This window comes from Halobaculum marinum (genome assembly GCF_029338555.1).
Lineage (GTDB): Archaea > Halobacteriota > Halobacteria > Halobacteriales > Haloferacaceae > Halobaculum > Halobaculum marinum.
In genome coordinates this window covers 2367540-2385425 of record NZ_CP119989.1, presented here as the reverse complement: position 1 = coordinate 2385425, position 17886 = coordinate 2367540, and the positions used below count along the sequence as shown (strand labels likewise).

General features: G+C 69.7%; 17 protein-coding genes. 7 read left to right on the top strand and 10 right to left on the bottom strand.

All coding sequences use genetic code 11. The features are described from left to right. Positions 1-317 precede the first annotated feature (317 nt). Complete coding sequence (locus tag P0R32_RS12390; RefSeq protein ID WP_276237325.1) at positions 318-1802, top strand: proton-conducting transporter transmembrane domain-containing protein; 1485 nt, start codon at positions 318-320, stop codon at positions 1800-1802. Continuing rightward, positions 1792-4209 carry a DUF2309 domain-containing protein gene (locus tag P0R32_RS12385; protein WP_276237323.1) on the top strand — a complete coding sequence of 806 codons (2418 nt, stop codon included), beginning with the start codon at positions 1792-1794 and terminating at the stop codon, positions 4207-4209. The genes P0R32_RS12390 and P0R32_RS12385 overlap by 11 nt, the downstream gene beginning before the upstream one ends. A gap of 55 nt (positions 4210-4264) precedes the next feature. Here P0R32_RS12385 and P0R32_RS12380 read toward each other — a convergent pair whose 3' ends face one another. After that, positions 4265-5086 (bottom strand): NAD(+)/NADH kinase, encoded by an 822-nt coding sequence (locus P0R32_RS12380; protein WP_276237322.1) that lies wholly within the window; start codon positions 5084-5086, stop codon positions 4265-4267. 246 nt (positions 5087-5332) lie between these two features. Here P0R32_RS12380 and P0R32_RS12375 point away from each other — a divergent pair, with 246 nt between their 5' ends. Further along, positions 5333-6670 (top strand): KaiC domain-containing protein, encoded by a 1338-nt coding sequence (locus P0R32_RS12375; protein ID WP_276237321.1) that lies wholly within the window; start codon positions 5333-5335, stop codon positions 6668-6670. A 132-nt stretch (positions 6671-6802) separates the two neighbouring features. Here P0R32_RS12375 and P0R32_RS12370 read toward each other — a convergent pair whose 3' ends face one another. Next, on the bottom strand, positions 6803-7504 hold the full coding sequence (locus P0R32_RS12370) for a hypothetical protein (protein WP_276237320.1): 702 nt from the start codon (positions 7502-7504) through the stop codon (positions 6803-6805). 186 nt (positions 7505-7690) lie between these two features. On the opposite strand from P0R32_RS12370, the gene P0R32_RS12365 reads away from it, so the two are divergent. Next, positions 7691-8194 (top strand): universal stress protein, encoded by a 504-nt coding sequence (locus tag P0R32_RS12365; protein WP_276237319.1) that lies wholly within the window; start codon positions 7691-7693, stop codon positions 8192-8194. A 37-nt stretch (positions 8195-8231) separates the two neighbouring features. Here the strand turns inward: P0R32_RS12365 and P0R32_RS12360 are convergent, their stop codons facing one another. The 4 genes from P0R32_RS12360 to P0R32_RS12345 all read right to left on the bottom strand — a co-directional run bounded on the left by P0R32_RS12360 (position 8232) and on the right by P0R32_RS12345 (position 12154). Next, entirely contained in the window at positions 8232-8771 is a 540-nt protein-coding gene (locus P0R32_RS12360; protein WP_276237318.1) for a CARDB domain-containing protein, read from the bottom strand. Between the two features lie 82 nt (positions 8772-8853). Then, a complete protein-coding gene (locus tag P0R32_RS12355; RefSeq protein ID WP_276237317.1) occupies positions 8854-9549 on the bottom strand; it encodes a nitroreductase family protein in 696 nt (231 codons plus the stop codon). A gap of 211 nt (positions 9550-9760) precedes the next feature. Further along, positions 9761-10186, bottom strand: a complete 426-nt coding sequence (locus P0R32_RS12350; RefSeq protein WP_276237316.1) for a universal stress protein — start codon at positions 10184-10186, stop codon at positions 9761-9763. 48 nt (positions 10187-10234) lie between these two features. Next, positions 10235-12154, bottom strand: a complete 1920-nt coding sequence (locus tag P0R32_RS12345; RefSeq protein ID WP_276237314.1) for an ATP-binding protein — start codon at positions 12152-12154, stop codon at positions 10235-10237. Between the two features lie 107 nt (positions 12155-12261). Between P0R32_RS12345 and P0R32_RS12340 the strand changes: the two genes are divergently transcribed. Both P0R32_RS12340 and P0R32_RS12335 read left to right on the top strand, forming a co-directional pair. Continuing rightward, a complete protein-coding gene (locus P0R32_RS12340) occupies positions 12262-12597 on the top strand; it encodes a DUF7113 family protein (protein ID WP_276237313.1) in 336 nt (111 codons plus the stop codon). 109 nt (positions 12598-12706) lie between these two features. Next, complete coding sequence (locus P0R32_RS12335) at positions 12707-13456, top strand: DUF7847 domain-containing protein (RefSeq protein ID WP_276237312.1); 750 nt, start codon at positions 12707-12709, stop codon at positions 13454-13456. 26 nt (positions 13457-13482) lie between these two features. On the opposite strand, the gene P0R32_RS12330 is transcribed toward P0R32_RS12335, so the two are convergent. Next, complete coding sequence (locus P0R32_RS12330) at positions 13483-14733, bottom strand: DNA double-strand break repair nuclease NurA (protein ID WP_276237311.1); 1251 nt, start codon at positions 14731-14733, stop codon at positions 13483-13485. A 138-nt stretch (positions 14734-14871) separates the two neighbouring features. Here P0R32_RS12330 and P0R32_RS12325 point away from each other — a divergent pair, with 138 nt between their 5' ends. Continuing rightward, positions 14872-15537 carry an HAD family hydrolase gene (locus P0R32_RS12325; RefSeq protein WP_276237310.1) on the top strand — a complete coding sequence of 222 codons (666 nt, stop codon included), beginning with the start codon at positions 14872-14874 and terminating at the stop codon, positions 15535-15537. Between the two features lie 20 nt (positions 15538-15557). Here P0R32_RS12325 and P0R32_RS12320 read toward each other — a convergent pair whose 3' ends face one another. From P0R32_RS12320 to pan1, 3 genes are all read right to left on the bottom strand, one after another. Further along, positions 15558-15989 carry a DUF7993 family protein gene (locus P0R32_RS12320; protein WP_276237309.1) on the bottom strand — a complete coding sequence of 144 codons (432 nt, stop codon included), beginning with the start codon at positions 15987-15989 and terminating at the stop codon, positions 15558-15560. Continuing rightward, positions 15989-16498 (bottom strand): DUF2240 family protein, encoded by a 510-nt coding sequence (locus P0R32_RS12315; RefSeq protein ID WP_276237308.1) that lies wholly within the window; start codon positions 16496-16498, stop codon positions 15989-15991. The genes P0R32_RS12320 and P0R32_RS12315 overlap by 1 nt, the downstream gene beginning before the upstream one ends. 133 nt (positions 16499-16631) lie before the next feature. After that, positions 16632-17849 carry a proteasome-activating nucleotidase Pan1 gene (gene pan1, locus P0R32_RS12310; RefSeq protein WP_276237307.1) on the bottom strand — a complete coding sequence of 406 codons (1218 nt, stop codon included), beginning with the start codon at positions 17847-17849 and terminating at the stop codon, positions 16632-16634. Between the last annotated feature and the right edge of the window lie 37 nt (positions 17850-17886).

Genomic DNA, 17886 nt, shown 5'->3' with positions numbered 1-17886 from the left:
TGTCGGGCGAGTCGAACGGTTCGGTACCAAAACGGCGACCCGTAACAGCGACCTCGGTACCCGCAGGACTGGCCCCGCCGACCTGGAGTAACAGCCACCGAACCCGCGCGAGCGGGTACGAGGCGATTCGAGCGTGCCGACCCGACGGCGGAGAGACACGATAGAAACATAACGTTCTATAATTAGATTTCTACGAACGATTTGGGAATACAGGTAGATTTAACATGCATTCTGTTCTCTACAGGCAGTAACGGCGACCAATTCCGGACTGCCGGGATCGTCCCGGTGGCCGTGGCGGTCGTCAGATGGGTCGAACGATGTCAGGCCGCACCTCGAAACCGACGATCGGAGCGTTCCCGGACACGACGGTGGACTCACCGACCGTGCCCGCTGTACTGACGTGGTTCGTGTGGTCGCTGTTCGCCACGAGCGTCAGCGTCACGGTCGCCCGACTCTGGGCCGACGGCTCGTGGGCGGTTCCGGGTGTGGTCGCCGTCGACGGGCTGACCGTCCTGCTATGGGTCGTGGTCACCTTCTTCAGCGGCGTCGTCCACAGCTACTCGCGTCGCTACATGGCCGGGAGTGCGACCGAGAACGGCTTCTTCCTCGCCGCGTTCGGCTTCACGCTCGTCGTGATGGCGCTCGTGGCCGCCGACCACGTCGTCCTGTTCGTCGGGTTGTGGCTGGCGATGGGGCTGGTGATGGCGAAGCTCGTCGGCACCGTCGACGGGTGGCCCCAGGCACGGACCGCCGCCCGTGTCGCGCGCACGCACTTCCTCGCCAGTACCGCGCTGGTCGGCGTCGCCGTGACGGCGCTGTGGTGGGCGACCGGCGCGACGACGGTCTCCGGAATCGCCGCGGCTGCCGACGGCCTCGGTGGGCCGGTGTGGCTCCTCGCCGCGGTCGCGCTGGTGTTCGCGGCGATGATCCAGTCGGCGCTGGTCCCGTTCCACGGCTGGCTGCTCTCCTCGATGACCGCGCCGACGCCCGCGTCGGCGCTGATGCACGCCGGGTTCGTCAACGCCGGCGGCATCCTGCTGCTCCGGTTTGCTCCCGTCGTCACCGTCGACACGGGCCTCATGCTCGCAATCGTGGCGGTCGGCGCGACGAGCGCGTTGCTCGGGAAGCTGATGAAGTCCGTCCGTGCGGACGTGAAAAGCGAGTTGGGCTGTTCGACGGTCGGACAGATGGGGTTCATGATCATGCAGGCGGGCCTCGGCTTCTTCGGGGCCGCCATCACCCACCTCGTGTTACACGGCTTCTACAAGGCGTACCAGTTCCTCGGCGCGGGCGGCAGCCTCGAACACACCGCTCCGGACGAGCGCGGTCGCCGCGAGACGACCTCGGCGGACGTCGCCGTCGTCGTGGCGACCGGCGTCGCCGGCGGCGTGCTGTTCGCGCTGCTCACGGGGAAGGGGACGAGCGTCGACAGCGGACTGTTGCTCGTCCTGTTCGTCGTGCTCACGACGCTCCACGCGGCTCGGACTCTCGTCGGGCGCACCTCGCTGTCGGCGGCGACGCGCTACGGTGCGGTCCCCGCGGTGTTCCTCCCGGCCATCGCCGTGTACGCGCTCGTCTACGAGGTGATATCGACCGTGCTCGCTGGCCTGCCGGTGGTCGCGGCCCCGACCGAACTGACCGCACTCCACGTCGTCGTCGCGGTCGTCTTCCTCGCCGCCTACGTCGCGACGGAGGCCGGCGCCCACGAGCGCAGCGGGCGGCTGTACGTGGCGCTGTTGAACGCGAGCCAACCTGCTCGCGACACCCTGCTGACCGCTACGGAGGACTACGATGAGTACTGAACACAGCATCCAAGACAGCATCGACAAGGCGTCGACCACCGTGGGGTCGGTCTGGCCGATCCACTCGTTCGTGACGGCCAACCCGCTCTCTGGGTTCGAAGACGTGCCGTTCGGCCAGGCGGTCACCCAGGCGGCGGACCTCTTGGGCGGTCGCGGCTACCCCACCCCGGAGACGTTCCGGGCGGCGCTCGACGACGGCCAGATCGACCCGGAGATCCTCGCCGACGAACTGGCCGCGCGCGGCTACGAAGCCGACGACCCCGACGCACTCCTGGAGCAGATGGACACCGACGTCGAGTCGGAGTCGGCAGCTTCCGACGTCGAGCAGGTCGACGCCGTGTTGACGAAGTGGCTGTCGGCGTTCCTCGACGAGGGGCAGGCGACGTGGTCGATGCCGAACCGCGAGGCGGGCTTTTACGCCGCCGTCCGGTCGGTCGCCGCCTACGACGACCGGATACCGGACGACGGCATCGCCGCGGACCTGCCAGCGTCGCCGACGGCGGCCATCGAGGCCGTCCTCGAGCCGTTCCCAAAGAGTCAGTGGGTGCCCATCTTCGAGACGCAGTTCGCCGCACTCCCCGGGTGGGTCGGCCTGATCAAACAGCGGGTCGCCGACGCTGGCGAGTGGCAGTCCGCGTACCCGATCACGCTGGAGGGGTATCTCGCGATCCGTCTCGCCCTCCTCGACGGCTTCGGCGTCGACATCGAACCGGCGACCGGACCGGACAGCGCCGACGCCGAGGTCTCGGACGACCTGGCAGAGGCGTTCTTGAGCGCTTGGGAGGCGACCTACCGGAACGAGGTCGTCGAGCACGTCGCCACCGAGAGCGAGGCACTCGCCGACGCCGAGTCCACCAGCCGGCCGGACGCGCAGTTGGTGTTCTGCATCGACACGCGGTCGGAGGTGATCCGCCGGCACATCGAGGCGACGGGCGACTACGAGACGCACGGGTACGCCGGCTTCTTCGGGGTGCCGATGGAGTACCGGGGGTACGCCTCCGAGGTGTCCGTCGACGCGTGCCCACCGATCGTCGAGCCACAGCACCACGTCTGTGAACTCCCGACCGACCGGGAGACGCAGGCGAGCCACGACCGTCGGTCTGGCCTCCTCGCCGCCGCGAGCGACCTCGTCGAGACGCTGAAGAGCAACCCCGGCGCCGCGTTCGGCTTCGTCGAGACTGCCGGGAGCGGCTACGGACTGGCGCTCGCGGCGCGGACACTGCTTCCGGGACGGGTGTTCGACCTGCTCGACACCGCCGACGACGCGGTGGCCGATAGCCACGAGTTCTGCGAACAGATCGTCGACCACCAGCACTCGTACGTCGGCGACCTGCCGGTTGGGTTGACGCACGAGGAACGCGTCGAGTACGCCGCGACCGCCTTCGAGTTGATGGGGTGGGAGGAGTTCGGTCGGCTCGTCGTCTTCACGGGACACGCGAGCGAGACGACCAACAACCCGTACGACGCGAGCTTAGACTGTGGCGCCTGTGCCGGCAACCCGGGTGGCCCGAACGCCCGCGTCCTCGCGACCATCTGCAACGACGACGCCGTCAAGGCGACCCTCCGCGACCGGGGGGTCGACATCCCCGAGGACACGGTGTTCGTCGCCGGCGAACACAACACGACGACCGACGAGGTGGACCTGTACGCCGCCGACGTCCCCGAGAGCCACGCAGCCGACATCGAGGAGTTGCGGGCGGACCTCGCGACCGCACGCGAGGGGGCAGCCGGCGAACGCGCCGCGGCGATGGGCGCCGACGGCGCCGCTGGTGTGAGAGAGACGGAGCGCCGTGCCGCCGACTGGGCCGAGACGCGCCCGGAGTGGGGACTGGCGGGGAACGCCGGCTTCGTCATCGGGCCGCGCGAGTTGACGCGCGACGCGGACCTCGACGGTCGCGCGTTCCTCCACTCGTACGACTGGTCGACGGACCCCGACGGCGACGCACTCGAGTCGATCCTCGCGGGCCCGATGGTTGTCACCCAGTGGATCAACAGCCAGTACTACTTCTCGACGGTCGACAACGCCGTGTACGGCAGCGGATCGAAGGTGACCCACAATCCAGTGGGCAACGTCGGCGTCTACCAAGGCAACGGCGGCGACCTGATGACCGGGCTCCCGCTACAGTCGCTGATGGCTGCCGACGATGTGCCGTACCACCAGCCGTTGCGCCTCTCGGTGGTCGTCCACGCGCCGGTCGAGCGCGTCGCCGGCGTCTTGGCCACTCACGACGAGTTGACCCAACTGCTCGACAACGACTGGCTCTCGCTGACGGTCGTCGATCCCACACAGGAGCACCGCGCGTTCACCTACGAGGCGGGCATGGAGTGGTCGCCGGTAGCCGAACAGGTCGACACACGGCCAGCGGCGGCGTCCGCGCCCGACGCCACCGCGGTCGCGGACGACTGACCGGGCCGGGCGAGCGCGCGCCGTCGCGTCCACACACCGGCTGTCGTCGGGACGCTCAGGAGAGTTTGCCGAGTGCTTCGAAGAAGTCAGCGGAGGGGCCGGCGACGCGCATCGGTGGCTCGGTGGTGGTGACGGCCACCTCGGTCGGCACGTCGATAGTTCGTTGCCCGCGACCGTCGGTGATGACGATGGCCTCGTCGGCGTCAGTGAGCGTGACGGTCACCTCGGCGTCGGGGGCGACGACGAGCGGCGGCATCCCGCCGTCGGCGCACATCTCGTTGACGACGAGGCCGTCGATGTGCGGGTGGACGAGCGGGCCGCCCTCCGAGAGATTGTACGCGGTCGACCCCGTCGGCGTCGCGACGAGCACGCCGTCGGCGTGACCGCTCGAGTACAGCGAGCCGTCGACGCGAACCTCGTAGCCCACGCCGCCGCCGCGACCGCGACGGGCGCCCTGCACGACGACCTCGTTGGCGGCGGGTTCGGAGGTCCACCCTCCGCACTCGGCGGCGAGGCGGGGGGCCTCGCGCACGCGCATCCCCTCGCCGCGGTAGGCGTCGACCGCCGCGAGCACGGCGTCGACGGCCTCGCTCGGGGAGACGGCGTTCAGGAACCCGACTTCACCGAGGTTGACGCCGAGGACGGGGACCCCGCCGGCGCCACGGGCGGCGAACAGGAACGTACCGTCGCCGCCGATGGAGACGACGAGGTCAGTACGGTCCATCTCCGCGACCGGCGTGCCTGGCACGTCGAGTGCGTCGGCGGTGGCTCCGTCCACCGCCACGTCGACGCCGGCCTCGTGGAGCCGGTCGCGCAGGTCGTCGGCGAGGTAGGCCGCGCGAGCGTTGCCCTTCTGGGCGACGATGCCGACATCCATACCCGCACCTCGCCGGCGGCTGGCAAAAAGCCACCCGACCCCGACCGAACACCGCTCGTCGACACCTGGGGAACATTCATGCTGACGTGTCCACTCCGATGGGACGATGAGCGACCGACCGACGGCCGGCCGGGCCGCCTTCCCCGCGCCCGCTCGGACCGTGGCGTCCTCGCGGGCCGTCGCCTCGACCGCGGCGTCTCCGTGGCCCGCCGACTCGAGCGGGCGCCGCGCTGGGGGGTGGCGCCCGTGAGCGACGAGGACTGGTTCGAACGCGCGCTCCGGGAGGAGTCTGCCCCCGATGAGGACGAGGAGTCACCCTCCGACGTGGACGAAGAGAACGCGACCGACGCGGACCGCGACGACGAGCGAGCCGAGTCGGAACAGACGGCCGCCGAGGAGCCGTCGAGCGACGAGTCGTTCGACGACGACCTCGAACCGGTCGAAGACGACGGGTTCGACGACGACATCGACCCCGAGACGGACCCGTTCGGTGGGGTCAGCGAGGAGGGTGACGAAGCCGATGAGGGCGACGACGGCGACGGACTCTCCGAACTCCTCGGCGAGGGCGCCGACGCGACCGGCGGCGGGTTCGGCGGACTCGACGGCAACGGCGACCTGCCGACCAGCGGCGGCGACCCGGCGACGGGCGCCGCCGACGCCGACGCCGTGGGCGCGGAGGCCGACCCGTTCGGCGGGGTGAGCGACGCGCCCGCCGGGACGGGGTCCGAGACCGACGCCGGCGACGACCCCTTCGGCGAGGACTTCGCCGCGGCGATGGGGTCGGCACCCGGCGGCCCCGACGAGGAGTTCGGTGGCGGGGGGTTCGGTGGCGCGTTCGGCGGTGGTGGCGGCGGCCCCTCGTTCGACGAGGAGGAGTTCGACTCCGACATCGACCGCATCGACGTCGGGATCGAGGGTCTCGACGAGATGATCCTCGGGGGCGTCCCCGAGCGGTCGCTGCTGGCGGTCATCGGGAGCGCCGGCACGGGGAAGACGACGTTCGGACTCCAGTTCCTCAACGAGGCGTTGACCGACGGCGGCAACGCCGTCTACATCACGCTCGAAGAGTCCGAGGAGGCGATCCTCTCGACCGCCGAGGAGAAGGGCTGGGAGTACCGCCGCTACAACGACGAGGGGCGACTCGCGGTCGTCGCGATGGACCCCATCGAGATGGCGAACTCGCTGGACTCCATCCGCGACGACATCTCCCGGTTGGTGACGGAGTTCGGGGCCGACCGCCTCGTGCTCGACTCGGTGTCGCTGCTGGAGATGATGTACGACCACCCGAGCAAGCGCCGCTCTGAGGTGTTCGACTTCGCTCGCTCGCTGAAGGAGGCGGGCGTGACGACGATGCTCACGAGCGAGGCCAACGAGGACAACGCCTACGCCTCGCGCCACGGCATCGTCGAGTACCTCACCGACGCCGTGTTCATCCTCCAGTACGTCCGCCCCTCGGACTTCCGGGAGACGCGCCTCGCGGTGGAGATCCAGAAGATCCGCGACGCCAACCACTCTCGGGAGACGAAGCCCTACGAGATCACGAACGACGGGATATCGGTGTACCGACAGGCCAACATCTTCTGACCCCACACGGGTGGCCAGGCGGCCCTGCTCGATTCTCCCCATCGTCGACCCGCCAACAGCCGTCGGTGATCGAACCGCCGACGGTCCGGGCCTTCCCTCGCCCCCGGTGTGAGCCGTCCCGCTCGACGTCTGCTACTCGCGCGTCGCCGCCGCCATCAGGCGGACGTTCGTCCGGAAGTGGCGCGCAAGGGCACGGGGGAACCGACGGCGTGCACCGTCGAGCGCGTCCGTCAACGCCGCGCTCGCGCCGTCGAACACGCCCTCGCCGTGGCCGAACAGGATCCGGGCCGGGTCGAGTCCCGCGAGGCGCCGCGGCGGCCACAGCCGGTGAGAGAGCACGACGCCGACGCGCTCGTCGCCGACGGCGTACCCTGGACCGGTGCCGAGCAGGTCGGGGACGACGAGGGTACCGTCGGACTCGCGAAACGCGACGGCCTCGCGCCACATCGACAGCGGCTCGAACCGTCGGACGCGGAAGGGTGGGTCGCCGAACGACCCCGTGAAGCGTTCTACGGGTGCATCTACCCGGTCGCTGACGCGGTCCATCCACGCTGGGAGGTGGACCGCGACGCCGTGGCGCTCGGCGAGCACGCCGGCGTCCCGGGCGTGGTAGCTGCTGAGGACGACGACGCCCACCACCTCGCCGAGATCGGTGATCCGGTCGTCGAGTCCGGGCGCGTCGAGCGGGTCGACGAGCCAGACGCCGTCGTCGCCGCGGACCGCGTGGCCCGCCCGGGCGCCCTCCTCGTCGGGATGGGCGAACCACCCGAACCCGTCGTCCCACTGGTCGATGAACTGCGGGTCGTCGTCGCCGGCGCGTACGTACACGTCCACGGCAACGACGTGTCCACCGATCGATACTTACTCCGTCGATCCGGGGGACCGGAGGTTCGGTCGTTCACGGTCGACGACAATGTAATGGACGTACACAATCTATCGAACGTTAATAGTCGATAAACATTGTCTACAGGGCCGAATACATGGACAATCTTTTGTTCTGCGAGCTGATCGTACACGGTAATGGCAACTGAAGTCTCGAACCTCGGCGACCGTCCCGGAGAGGCGGTTGGCGCCGCGGGCGGCGGAGCGTTCGGGCGGGTAGATCGGATCCTCCTCGCGGTCGAAGGCGACACGGACGAACGAGTGCGTGAGGTCGCGCTCTCGCTGGCGGCGACCCACGGGGCGTCAGTCGACGCGCTGTCGGTCGTTCCGATGGACGTGTCTATCGACCACTGGGACATGGTCGTCGAACGCCGCGAAGACGAGGCGGCGGCCGCGCTCGACGCGGTCGGCGACGCGGGTGAGTTGCTCGACGTGCCGGTCGACAAGAACCTCCGGTACGGGACGCCCGCCGAAGAGATCGGCCTGTACGCGGACGGGAACGACGTAGACATGGTCGTCGTCGGCGAACCCGACAAGGGTCGCCTCGGACGACTGCTCTCGCCGACGAACGTCGCCAACGACGTCCGGAATGCGACGACGATGCCCGTGGTGTCGGTCCCACCGGCCTCGAAGAACGAGTAGTCTCGCCCGACCGTCCGTTACTCCACCGACCCGTCGGCTACCGACGGCGGTACACGATGGCGCCGGCGACGCCGAGTGAGCCGACCAGCGCACCCAGCGCGTACTCGGGCGCGTCGATCGGACCGCCCAGCCCCCGCGGCTCGACGGTGACCGTCATCGGCTCGGTGGCGTCGTACCGGTGTCCGTACCCGTCGCTGTACACGATCGTCTGCAGCGCGTGGGTGCCGATCGTGGTCGCGTCGATGGACTGCGTCACGGTGAGCGTCTCGCCCGGCGCGAGCGACCGCGTGCGCAGTTCGTACGAGTCCGTCTCGTTGTCCGGGCTGGCGACGTTGAGCACGACGACCGCCGTCGCGCGCTCGTCGCCGACGTTCTCGACGGTCACCGACAGTTCAGTCGACTGCCCGGTGACGATGGTGTCGGCGTCGACGCCGGCGTCGACGAGGCACACCTGCTGTGCGCCGTTGGCCGCACACGACGACGACTGCGCCCCGGCCGCCCCCACGGCCGGACCGACAATCAGCGCCGCTGTGAACAGTACGACGAGTCCCCAGAGGACGTTCTTCCGCGCTCCCATGCTCGGAGGAGCCGTCGGGTCGAACCTAAACCCTCGTCTCCGGGTATCGAAGCTGAAAACTGTGCTCGTCGGTCGGGACGGCTCAGTCGTCGGCGGGGGCGCTCGCGTCGCCGGACTGGTCGGCGGCGAGTGCCGTCTCCGAGACGGGGTCGAACGAGTCGTAGTGGAGCACCTCGTCGACCGGGCGGCGGTACTTGCGCTCGGCCTGCAGTTCGCCGGCGTCCTCCGCGGGGTAGCCGACCGCGATGAGCATCACCGGCTCGTACTCGGCGCCGATGTCGAACTCGTCGACGAGCGCGTCCGCGTCGAACCCTTCCATCGGGAGCGTCGCGACGCCCTGGTTCCACGCGGCGGTCATGAACTGCTGGGCGACCAGCGCGGTCGAACGGTTCGTCCACACGCGGCGCTCCTCCTCGGGGAGGTCCGCCATCCCGTCGACGGTGTCGACGAGGTACCCCTTCGTCTCCTCGTCCGGGATGTACCCCTTGTCGAGCCAGTCTTGGAACACGGGCTCGGCGTGGCGCGACGGGTCGAGGTCGCCGAGGACGACGAGCGTCGCCGACGCCTGCTCGATGTGCTCTTGCCCGTTGGCGACCTCCGCGAGCGTCGCGAGGGCGTCGTCGTCGCGGACGACGAGGAACTCCCACGGCTGGAGGTTGAAACTCGACGGGGCGTACGTCGCCTGCTCGACGATGTCCTCCAGCGTCTCCTCGGATACCTCCTCGTCGCTGTACTCGTGTAGTGAACGGCGCGTGGTGACGACTTCCTCGTACTCCATCGACCCAGGGTACGAGCGACCGAGGGAAGACCCTCTCACCCCCGGTCGCTCCTTCCCCCACCCCGGCAGGTTATCACTGGCCCGAGACGGCGAATAAAGCCGTTGCGGGCGGTGACGCGTGCGTTACTACCGCACGCCGCAAGTGCGTGTGAGTGTCACCCGCCCACGTGTTCGGCCCGTTCGCGCCCCGTCGGTGTGGATGCGCTCGAACCTATCGGACGACGGTCACCGGCACCGGCGCGTTCCGAACGACGGCTTCGGCGACGCTCCCGAGGACGACCCGCGAGATTCCACGCCGACCGTGGCTCCCGACGACGATGTGGTCGACGTCGTGCTCGGTCGCGTACTCCACGATGCTGGCGGCGGGCTTTCCCACGACCGTGGTCGTCTCGACGGCGCCGTCGACGCCGAGCGAGTCGACCGCCGCAGCCAGCGTTGCCTCCGCCTCGCGCTTGGTGCGTTCGTACCACTCCTCGGCGCCACTGGGCACGCCCGCCCCCCGCGCGGACTTCGACTCGGCCGGGTCGATGACGTACAGCAGCGTCACGTCGGCGTCGCTCCACTCGTCGCCGACGAACGACAGCGCGCCGGCGGCCTGCTCGGAGTCGTCGACGCCGACGAGGATCCGCTTGCTCATGGCCGGGGGTTTACCACGTGGTGACAAAAAGGCCGCCGCCGGCGCGACTCACTCGCCGTGACGGGTCACGCACACCGGGAGCCCCGTCACCTCGACGGGTTCGGAGTTGTCCGGCGAGTACACCACCATCTGGCCCTTCTCCATGTACGGCACCTTGTTCGCCAGCGACGGCGGGATGTTCACCGACGAGATGGCGTCCTCGTCGCCGAGGTTGAGCACGAGTCGCGTGTTCACCTGCTTGAACACGGGGTCGGCGATGTCCTGCGGGTCCTGCGTCACGAGGAACAGTCCCAGTCGCTCCTTGCGCCCCTGCTTGGCCGCCTCGGTGAACTTCCCGACGACCTGCCGGGCCTGGACGTTGTCGGCGCCCGCGAGGAAGTTGTGCGCCTCGTCCATCCCGAGCACGAGCGGCGTCTCGTCGATGCGGTCGCTCCGCGGCGAGTTCGACAGTTTGTCGTCGACGAGCATCGCCGACAGCGCGAGCACGAACATCTCCTTGGCCCGCGCCGACGAGAGGTGGTACGTCGGCACGACCGTCAGCCCACCCGGGCGCACCAGCGTCGTGTCCAACTCCGTGATGGACTTGGCGTCCTGGTCGAACACGCCCGACGGGACGCCGCGCACGCGGCGCTTCACCGCGTCGTACGTCGCCTCGTGGACGCGCCCGGACTCGTGGAGTTCCTCCTTCAGCGCGGGGTCGTCGAGGAACGAGAGGAACTCCTGGTACGTCCCGCCGCGGTAGTTGCGGAAGAAGCGGTCGATGAGCGTCCGCAGCGCCGGGTACTGGTTCTCGTTGAGCGACGCGCCGGCGACGAGCCACGGCATGTTGTAGTCGTCGACGATGGAGAACGGGACGGTGAACTCCACCTGCTCGGCGCGGTGGCCACGCCCCGGGTAGGTGACGCCCGCCTCCTTCGGGACGAGCGCGACGGTGTCGTCGTGCCCGCCGTGTTCGATGCCCTCCCCCTCCAGCCGACGGGCCCACTCGTCGTCGAGTTCGGGGTTGTCGTCGTGCATCTGGGCATACTCGTCTTGGGGGTCGAACATCACGACCGCCGCGCGGGCGTCGCGCCCGTCGTCCGTCTCGTAGGAGCGTCCGAGGTACTGTCGGAGGACGTTCTTCGCGCCGTGGGTCTTCCCGGACCCGGTGCCGCCGGCGACGAGCGTGTGGCGGAACACGAGCGGGTCGCCGTCGGTGTAGTCGTCCTTGAGGCGGTAGTCGACGGTCGGCGGTTCGGCGGCGGTGCGCACCTTCTCGCCGCCGACCGAGAGGTGGCCGAGGAACACGCCTTCCTCAGGGATGGCGAGTCCGGTCTTGATCTGTTCGGCGTCGGTCGCCTGCTGGACGAGCGCGCCAGGTTTGGGGACACGGTCGACCATCCGCCGCTTCAGTTCGTCTCCGTCGTGGAACAGCACCGCGACCGGCGACAACTCGGCGATGTACTTGTAGTCGGCCTCGGTGAAGTCGCCGCGGTTCGTGCGCATCCGGCGCTGGGCGGTCAACTCCGTCGCGTCGTCGGTGCGGAACTCCTGGGCGTACTCCAGCGCCGTGATCCGGCAGAACAACTGTTCGCCGTCGGGGTACGGCACCATGAGGTACTTCCCGATCCGAACGTCCTCGCGGTTACCGACGGTGACGAACGCCTTCAGGCTCGTCTCGTCGCTGTCCTCGGCCACGCGCAGTCCCTGCGCGACGGAGACGGTGCCGATGCCGTCGGCGACGGTCGCCTCCGCCGCCTCCATCGCGTACCGCTCGAAGCCGGACTCCTCACCGGACGCTTCGTCCGCGTCGGCGTCGCCGTCGCTGGCCGTGTCGGCGCCGTCGCTTCGACGACTCGTGGTGTCGGGGGCGCCCGCGGCGTCGGCGCTGTCGTGGTCGTCGCCGGCCGTCTGGTCGGCGTCGCCGGTCTCGTCGAACTGGCCTGGGTCCTCGAAGTCGCCGAGGTTCGGCTCTCCGGCGTCGGTCATGTCACGCCCTGTGGGGCGCGGGGTGAAAACCGTATCCGTCGCCCGGCGCACCGCGGTCCGGTCACTCGATGCGACCGCTTATCCGCGCTCGCCGGCTACGTAACTGCATGTTGTTGGTCCGCGGGAGCGGCGGCGGGACGACGCTCACCGGCACGGTTTACGAACGCGGGGAGGAGCCCCCGTCGTTCAAGGGCGCACCCGACGAGGACGCCCCCTACGTCTGGGTGTGCGACGCGTTCTACGAGGTCGAGTCGGGCGGGTCGGAGTTGGTCGTCGACGGCGAAGCGATCCGCGTCGCCTTCGAGTCGCCCGCGCCGCGCGGGTTCGACACGCGTGAGCAGGCGGTCGACGCCGCGGAGGAGCACGTGCGTACGCAGTTCGCCCGGGTCGGCGTCCCCGAGGCGGACGTGGAAGTCGAGGTCCTGAAAGAGGACCCGACGTAGGCGCGCGTGCCGACGCTGGCCGTCCGGTTTCGGGCGCCCGCCGCTGGCATCTGATCGGCGAGCGAACACTATCGGTGCGTTTTCCTGAACGCTCGGTCAACCCCGGTGCGTGTCCCCGACACTCCGTATCGGAACGGCGCTCACTGACGGTATCGACCGACTGAACACGCGGGGTGGGCTGACCCTCGCGCTGGTCATCGCTGCGCTGCAGGTCGTCATGCAGGTCGCGCTCAACTCCCTCTTCGACGACCTGCTCGCCCCGAGCCTCCCACCCGAGGCGGCGTCGGCGTACCCGCTCGCACTCCCACTCCCGGCGAGCGTCTCCGGCGTCGTCGCGCTCCTCGCGCTGGCGGTGACGTTCGTCGTCACCATCGTCGCCATGCGCGCCGTGTACGCCGACATCGACGAGGTGCCGACCGCCGAGCACACGCGTCGCCTCGGGCGGACGGCGCTGGTGTTGATCGTCGTCTCGGTGATCACGACGGTCGCCATCACGGTCGGCTTCGTGTTCTTGGTCTTCCCGGGCATCTTCCTCATGGTCTGTCTGATCTTCGCGCAACTGGCCGTCGTCATCGAGGACCGCGGCGTGGTCGCGTCGCTGAAGCGCAGTTGGTCGCTCACCGCGGGCAATCGCATCCGCCTGTTCGTCCTCGGCGTTGTGGTCGTGATCGTCGGTTCGGTGGTCGGCGGCGCCTTCGGCCTGCTCGGCATCGTCTCGCCCGTGGTCGGCAACATCCTCTCGGCGGCGGTGACCGGCTTCGTGAGCCTGTTCAGCATCGCCGTGCTGGTCAGCGCGTACCGGCAACTCGCGGACGCGGATCCGGCTGAGCCGGTGTCGCACGCCGATCTCGCGGGCTGAGTCGTCGCGACGCCTGCGGCGACCTGCTACTCCTCGGACCACCGGACGTCGTCGTACGTCCGGAGGAACTCCGCGCCGAACCGCTCCTCGAACTTCCGCCGCAGCGCTTCCTTCTCGCCGACGCCGATGCGCGCGAGTTCGTCCGCCTTCGCGACCGGCTTCGGCGGCCCCGCCTCGGCGGCGACCTCAGACACCACCTGCCGGGTGAGGCGGTCGCGCGTCTCGGCATCGCTCGTGAACGCCGCCGGCGCCTCCACCTTGAACAGCACGTCCTCGCGCGGTTCGTACACGTGCATGTACGTCACTTCGTACGCCTCGGGTTCCAACTCGCGCTCGACGCCGAGGAGGTCGCCGTCGGTCGCGAGCGGGCGGTCGGAGCCGCCACGCGAGCGCAGCCACGAGGTGAACGTGATCGCGTCGTCGTCGCGCTCGCCGTCCGGGCGCCGCTCCAGCAGTCTGGTGAACAGCGCCGCGTCGTCTGGCCACGGCGCCTCGATCCCTTTGCGGTCGAGCGTGCGGGTGACGTACCCGGAGGTGGGGTTCTTCACGAAGCCGATCACCGGCACGTCGCGCTGGATGGCCGACTCGACGACGCGGACGTACGTCTCGACGGCCTCCTGCACGGTGTCGCCGTGGGCGACCTCACGCAACTCGCGGTCGCGCGTCGCCCAGTTGAGCAGGCGCTTGGGGTACAGCGGCCCGTCGAGGACGAGCAGGTCGCCCACTTCGCCGCGTTCGAGGTGTTTGCGCGCGTGGTGGGACTCCGCCAGCGACAGCGCCAACTCGTGGACCATCTCGTCGGCGAAGCGGCGACTGCGCGGCACCTTCAGCACCCGGCGTTCGGAGGAGCCCTCGTCGTACGGCATCCAGCCGTCGGGCACGTCGGGGAAGAACACCGTCGCGTCGTTGGCGTGGACCGTGACGACGATAGAGCGACCGCGGTGCAGGTCCAAGTCGGTCGGCTCGGCACCCATCGCCGCCTGTGCCACGTCGAGCACGAGGCCGTTCTTGAACGAGGTGGGGTTGAGGGTGCCCGAGTCGACGCCGTGGCTCGACTCGAACGGGCGCTCGGTGAGCGCGGCGTCCTCGACGGGCGTCTCGCGGAGTTCGTGGTCGCCGAGCGACTCCAGCACCACCCGGCCGTCGTCGTGCAGTGGGTCGAGCCACTCCGCCCACGCCGTGCCCGCGAGGTCGTCGTGGTCGGCGTCGTCGACCCCGTCGGCGATCGCCGAGGCGAGGTACGCGATGGTGTCGACGTGTACGGGGTCCAGCGTCACGCTCGAACCCGGGCGCCCCCGGCGCAAAAACGGTGCGGTCGTCGCCACGGCGACCGGGCCGCGGAGCCGGGGCCGCCGATTCTCGGCGTGCGAACTCGGGTCGCTGACTTCATATCCGGTGGTCACGTCGATTCGAGCGTGATACGGTCGGTCGGCTTCGACCTCGACTACACGCTCGCCGTCCCGGAGCGCTCCCGGGCAGACCTCCTCGCGGACGCGCTGCACGCCGGCGGCGCTGCCGAACTCGCAGGGACGGTCGACCGTCAGTCGTACCTCGACGCCCACGCGAAACATCGAACGGCAGACAGCCGCGAACCCGTCTTCGCTGAACTACTGGACCCCCACGACGTCGAGGCGGACCCGGCGGCCCTCGCGACCGCCTACCGAGAGGCCGTCACCGGCGCGCTCGTGCCGGTGCCGGGCGCTCGCGAGTTGGTCGCGTCACTCAGGGAGCGCTACCGCGTCGGCGTCCTGACGAACGGCCCCGTGCGGGCGCAGTCGGCGAAACTCGACCACCTCGGCTGGTGGGACGACTTCGACACGGTCCACATCTCCGGCGACCTGCCGGCGGGCAAGCCGGATCGCCGCGCCTTCGAGGCGCTACTGGACGCGCTCGGCACCGAACCCGCCGAGACGGCGTTCGTCGGCGACCACCCGGTCGAGGACATCCGTGGGGCCGCCGCCCTCGGCATCAACACCGTACAGGTGCTCGGCGAGGGCGACGAACCAGCGCCCGAAGCTGATGCCACGGTCGCACGCGACCGCCTCGCCAGCGACCTGCCGGGGATCCTCGACGACTTCTGACCGGCGGCGCCGTGGCCCGCTCAGGCAGCGCCGTCTGCGCCGGAGTCACCGCTCACGACCGCGTAGAACGCCGGCAGTACGTGCTTCACCTGCGCGCCGTCCTCGACGAACACGACCGTCCGGGGGGGCCTCACGGCCTTCGGTCGCACCCGGAGTCCCGCCCCCTCGGCGGCGGTCGCGGCGGCGTCCGGGTCGGCGACGAACTCGACTCTCGCGCGCTCGGGGTGGACGAACACCTCGGCGAGCACGTCGTCGCCGTCGTCACCACCTTCTTCGCCCCCCTCGCCGTCGGCAAGCCGAACGCGGTACGCGAGCGTCCCGTCCGGCGTCGGCTTCACGTCGGGGTCGGCGTCGCTCACGACCGCGTCCCGGAGGCGGTCGCCGTCGCCCGTGATCTCAGAGGCGAGCAGTTGGGCGATCCGGACGCCGTCGGTCGTCTGGTCGGCCACCATCACTCGGCCCCCGCGGCGTCGTCGGCTGCTCCGTCGGAGTCGCCGTCGTCTGGTTCGTCCGCGCCCGCGAGGAGGTCCGCACGCACCTCCGCGGCGATTGCTTCCACGTCGATACCGTGCTCGCGCGCGACGAGCACGGCCGCCGTCTCCAGCGTCACGCCGGCCTCGCGCTGACGGCGGTTCGCCGCGGCGACGGCCTCGCGTTTCTCCACACCGCCGGCGACGATGGCGTCGACCGCCTGCTCGAAGGTGGACTGCTCGCGGAGGATCGACTCGTCCGGCTCGAAGTCGGCGGGGACGTGCACCTCTGCGGGGTCGAACTGCGTGACGAGGTCGCCGTCGGTCTCGGCCAACAGCCCCCGGCCGGTCGCGATGTCGACGAGGCGTTTCGCCTGGTCCGGGGAGAACCAGTCGCGGTCGAGCGAGAGCGCGACGACGAACTCCCCCTCGCCCATCCGGTCGGTGCCGGCGCCACGGAACGGGGCGGCGACGGCGGCCTCCAGCGTCATACCGGTCGGTGCTCGCGCGTCCACAAAAGCCGCTCGGGGTTCGCGCGCCGAGGCGGACGGTGCTCGCGGCGGGGTGCGCCGCTGGACGCGGCAGTCGCTCACGGGAGCGGACGACAGGAGAAGCGGGGGACGACTACGCGAACGCCAGCGAGTCGTCCGCGTCGGGTTCCTCGGCTTGGGAGGTCTTCTCCCAGGCGGCCTCGAAGTCGGCCATCCGGATCTCGGTGCGGTCCTCGCGGATGGCGAACATGCCGGCCTCGGTGCAGACGGCCTTCACGTCCGCGCCGGAGGCGCCCTCGGTGAGTTCGGCCAACTCGCCGAAGTCCACGTCGTCGGCGACGTTCATGTCGCGCGTGTGGATCTTGAAGATGAGCTCGCGCCCCTCGATCTCGGGCTTGGGCACCTCGATGAGGCGGTCGAACCGCCCCGGGCGGAGGATCGCCGGGTCGAGCATGTCGAAGCGGTTCGTCGCCGCGATGATGCGGATCTCGCCGCGCTCGTCGAAGCCGTCCATCTCGGCGAGCAACTGCATCATCGTGCGCTGGACCTCGGCGTCGCCGGAGGTCTTCGAGTCCGTCCGCTTGGAGGCGATGGCGTCGATTTCGTCGATGAAGATGACGGCGGGCTCGTTCTCGCGAGCGACCTCGAACAGGTCGCGGACGAGTTTGGCGCCCTCGCCGATGAACTTGTGGACGAGTTCGGAGCCGGCCATCTTGATGAACGTCGCGTCGGTCTGGTTCGCGACGGCCTTCGCCAGCATCGTCTTCCCCGTCCCCGGCGGGCCGTGGAGCAGGACGCCGCTCGGCGGCTGGATGCCAACCTTCGTGAACATCTCCGGGCTCTTGAGCGGCATCTCGACCGTCTCGCGCACCTCGTTCATCTGCTCGTCGAGGCCGCCGATGTCCTCGTAGGTGACGTCCGGGGAGTGCTCGACCTGCATCACGCGAGCGCGCACGTCCGTCTCCTTCTCCAGCTTCTTCACGACCGACAGCGAGTTGTTGACCGCGACGCGGTCGTCGGGCTCCAACTCCTCGCGCATCTCGTCGGTGACCTCGGTCAGCGCCTCCTGGTTGTTGCCGTGCTGTTTGATCACGACGCCGTCCTCCGTCAGTTCCTGGACCGTCGCGACGAACAGCGGCGACTGCTTGAGCTTCTTGTTCTCGTGCGTGAGGCGCTCGAGCTTCTGCTGGTACTTGTTGTTCTCCGCGTTCGCGTCCAGGAGCTTGTCGCGCATCTCCTCGTTTTGCCCCTCGAGGACCTCGAGGCGCTCCTGGAGGGCCTCGATCTTCTCCTGCTGCGACGCGGCCTCCTCCTCGTAGGGGAGATCCACGTCGTCAACGGTGTCAGTCATCGGCGATGCTAGGGCGGACGTTAATAAGAGACTTCGG

Excerpts from the sequence above, each read along its gene's own strand:
- P0R32_RS12390 (WP_276237325.1), top strand. The coding sequence starts at position 318 with ATGTCAGGCCGCACCTCGAAACCGACGATCGGAGCGTTCCCGGACACG.
- P0R32_RS12385 (WP_276237323.1), top strand. The coding sequence starts at position 1,792 with ATGAGTACTGAACACAGCATCCAAGACAGCATCGACAAGGCGTCGACC.
- P0R32_RS12380 (WP_276237322.1), bottom strand. The coding sequence starts at position 5,086 with ATGGATGTCGGCATCGTCGCCCAGAAGGGCAACGCTCGCGCGGCCTAC.
- P0R32_RS12365 (WP_276237319.1), top strand. The coding sequence starts at position 7,691 with ATGGCAACTGAAGTCTCGAACCTCGGCGACCGTCCCGGAGAGGCGGTT.
- P0R32_RS12360 (WP_276237318.1), bottom strand. The coding sequence starts at position 8,771 with ATGGGAGCGCGGAAGAACGTCCTCTGGGGACTCGTCGTACTGTTCACA.
- P0R32_RS12355 (WP_276237317.1), bottom strand. The coding sequence starts at position 9,549 with ATGGAGTACGAGGAAGTCGTCACCACGCGCCGTTCACTACACGAGTAC.
- P0R32_RS12350 (WP_276237316.1), bottom strand. The coding sequence starts at position 10,186 with ATGAGCAAGCGGATCCTCGTCGGCGTCGACGACTCCGAGCAGGCCGCC.
- P0R32_RS12345 (WP_276237314.1), bottom strand. The coding sequence starts at position 12,154 with ATGACCGACGCCGGAGAGCCGAACCTCGGCGACTTCGAGGACCCAGGC.
- P0R32_RS12340 (WP_276237313.1), top strand. The coding sequence starts at position 12,262 with ATGTTGTTGGTCCGCGGGAGCGGCGGCGGGACGACGCTCACCGGCACG.
- P0R32_RS12320 (WP_276237309.1), bottom strand. The coding sequence starts at position 15,989 with ATGGTGGCCGACCAGACGACCGACGGCGTCCGGATCGCCCAACTGCTC.
- P0R32_RS12315 (WP_276237308.1), bottom strand. The coding sequence starts at position 16,498 with ATGACGCTGGAGGCCGCCGTCGCCGCCCCGTTCCGTGGCGCCGGCACC.
- pan1 (WP_276237307.1), bottom strand. The coding sequence starts at position 17,849 with ATGACTGACACCGTTGACGACGTGGATCTCCCCTACGAGGAGGAGGCC.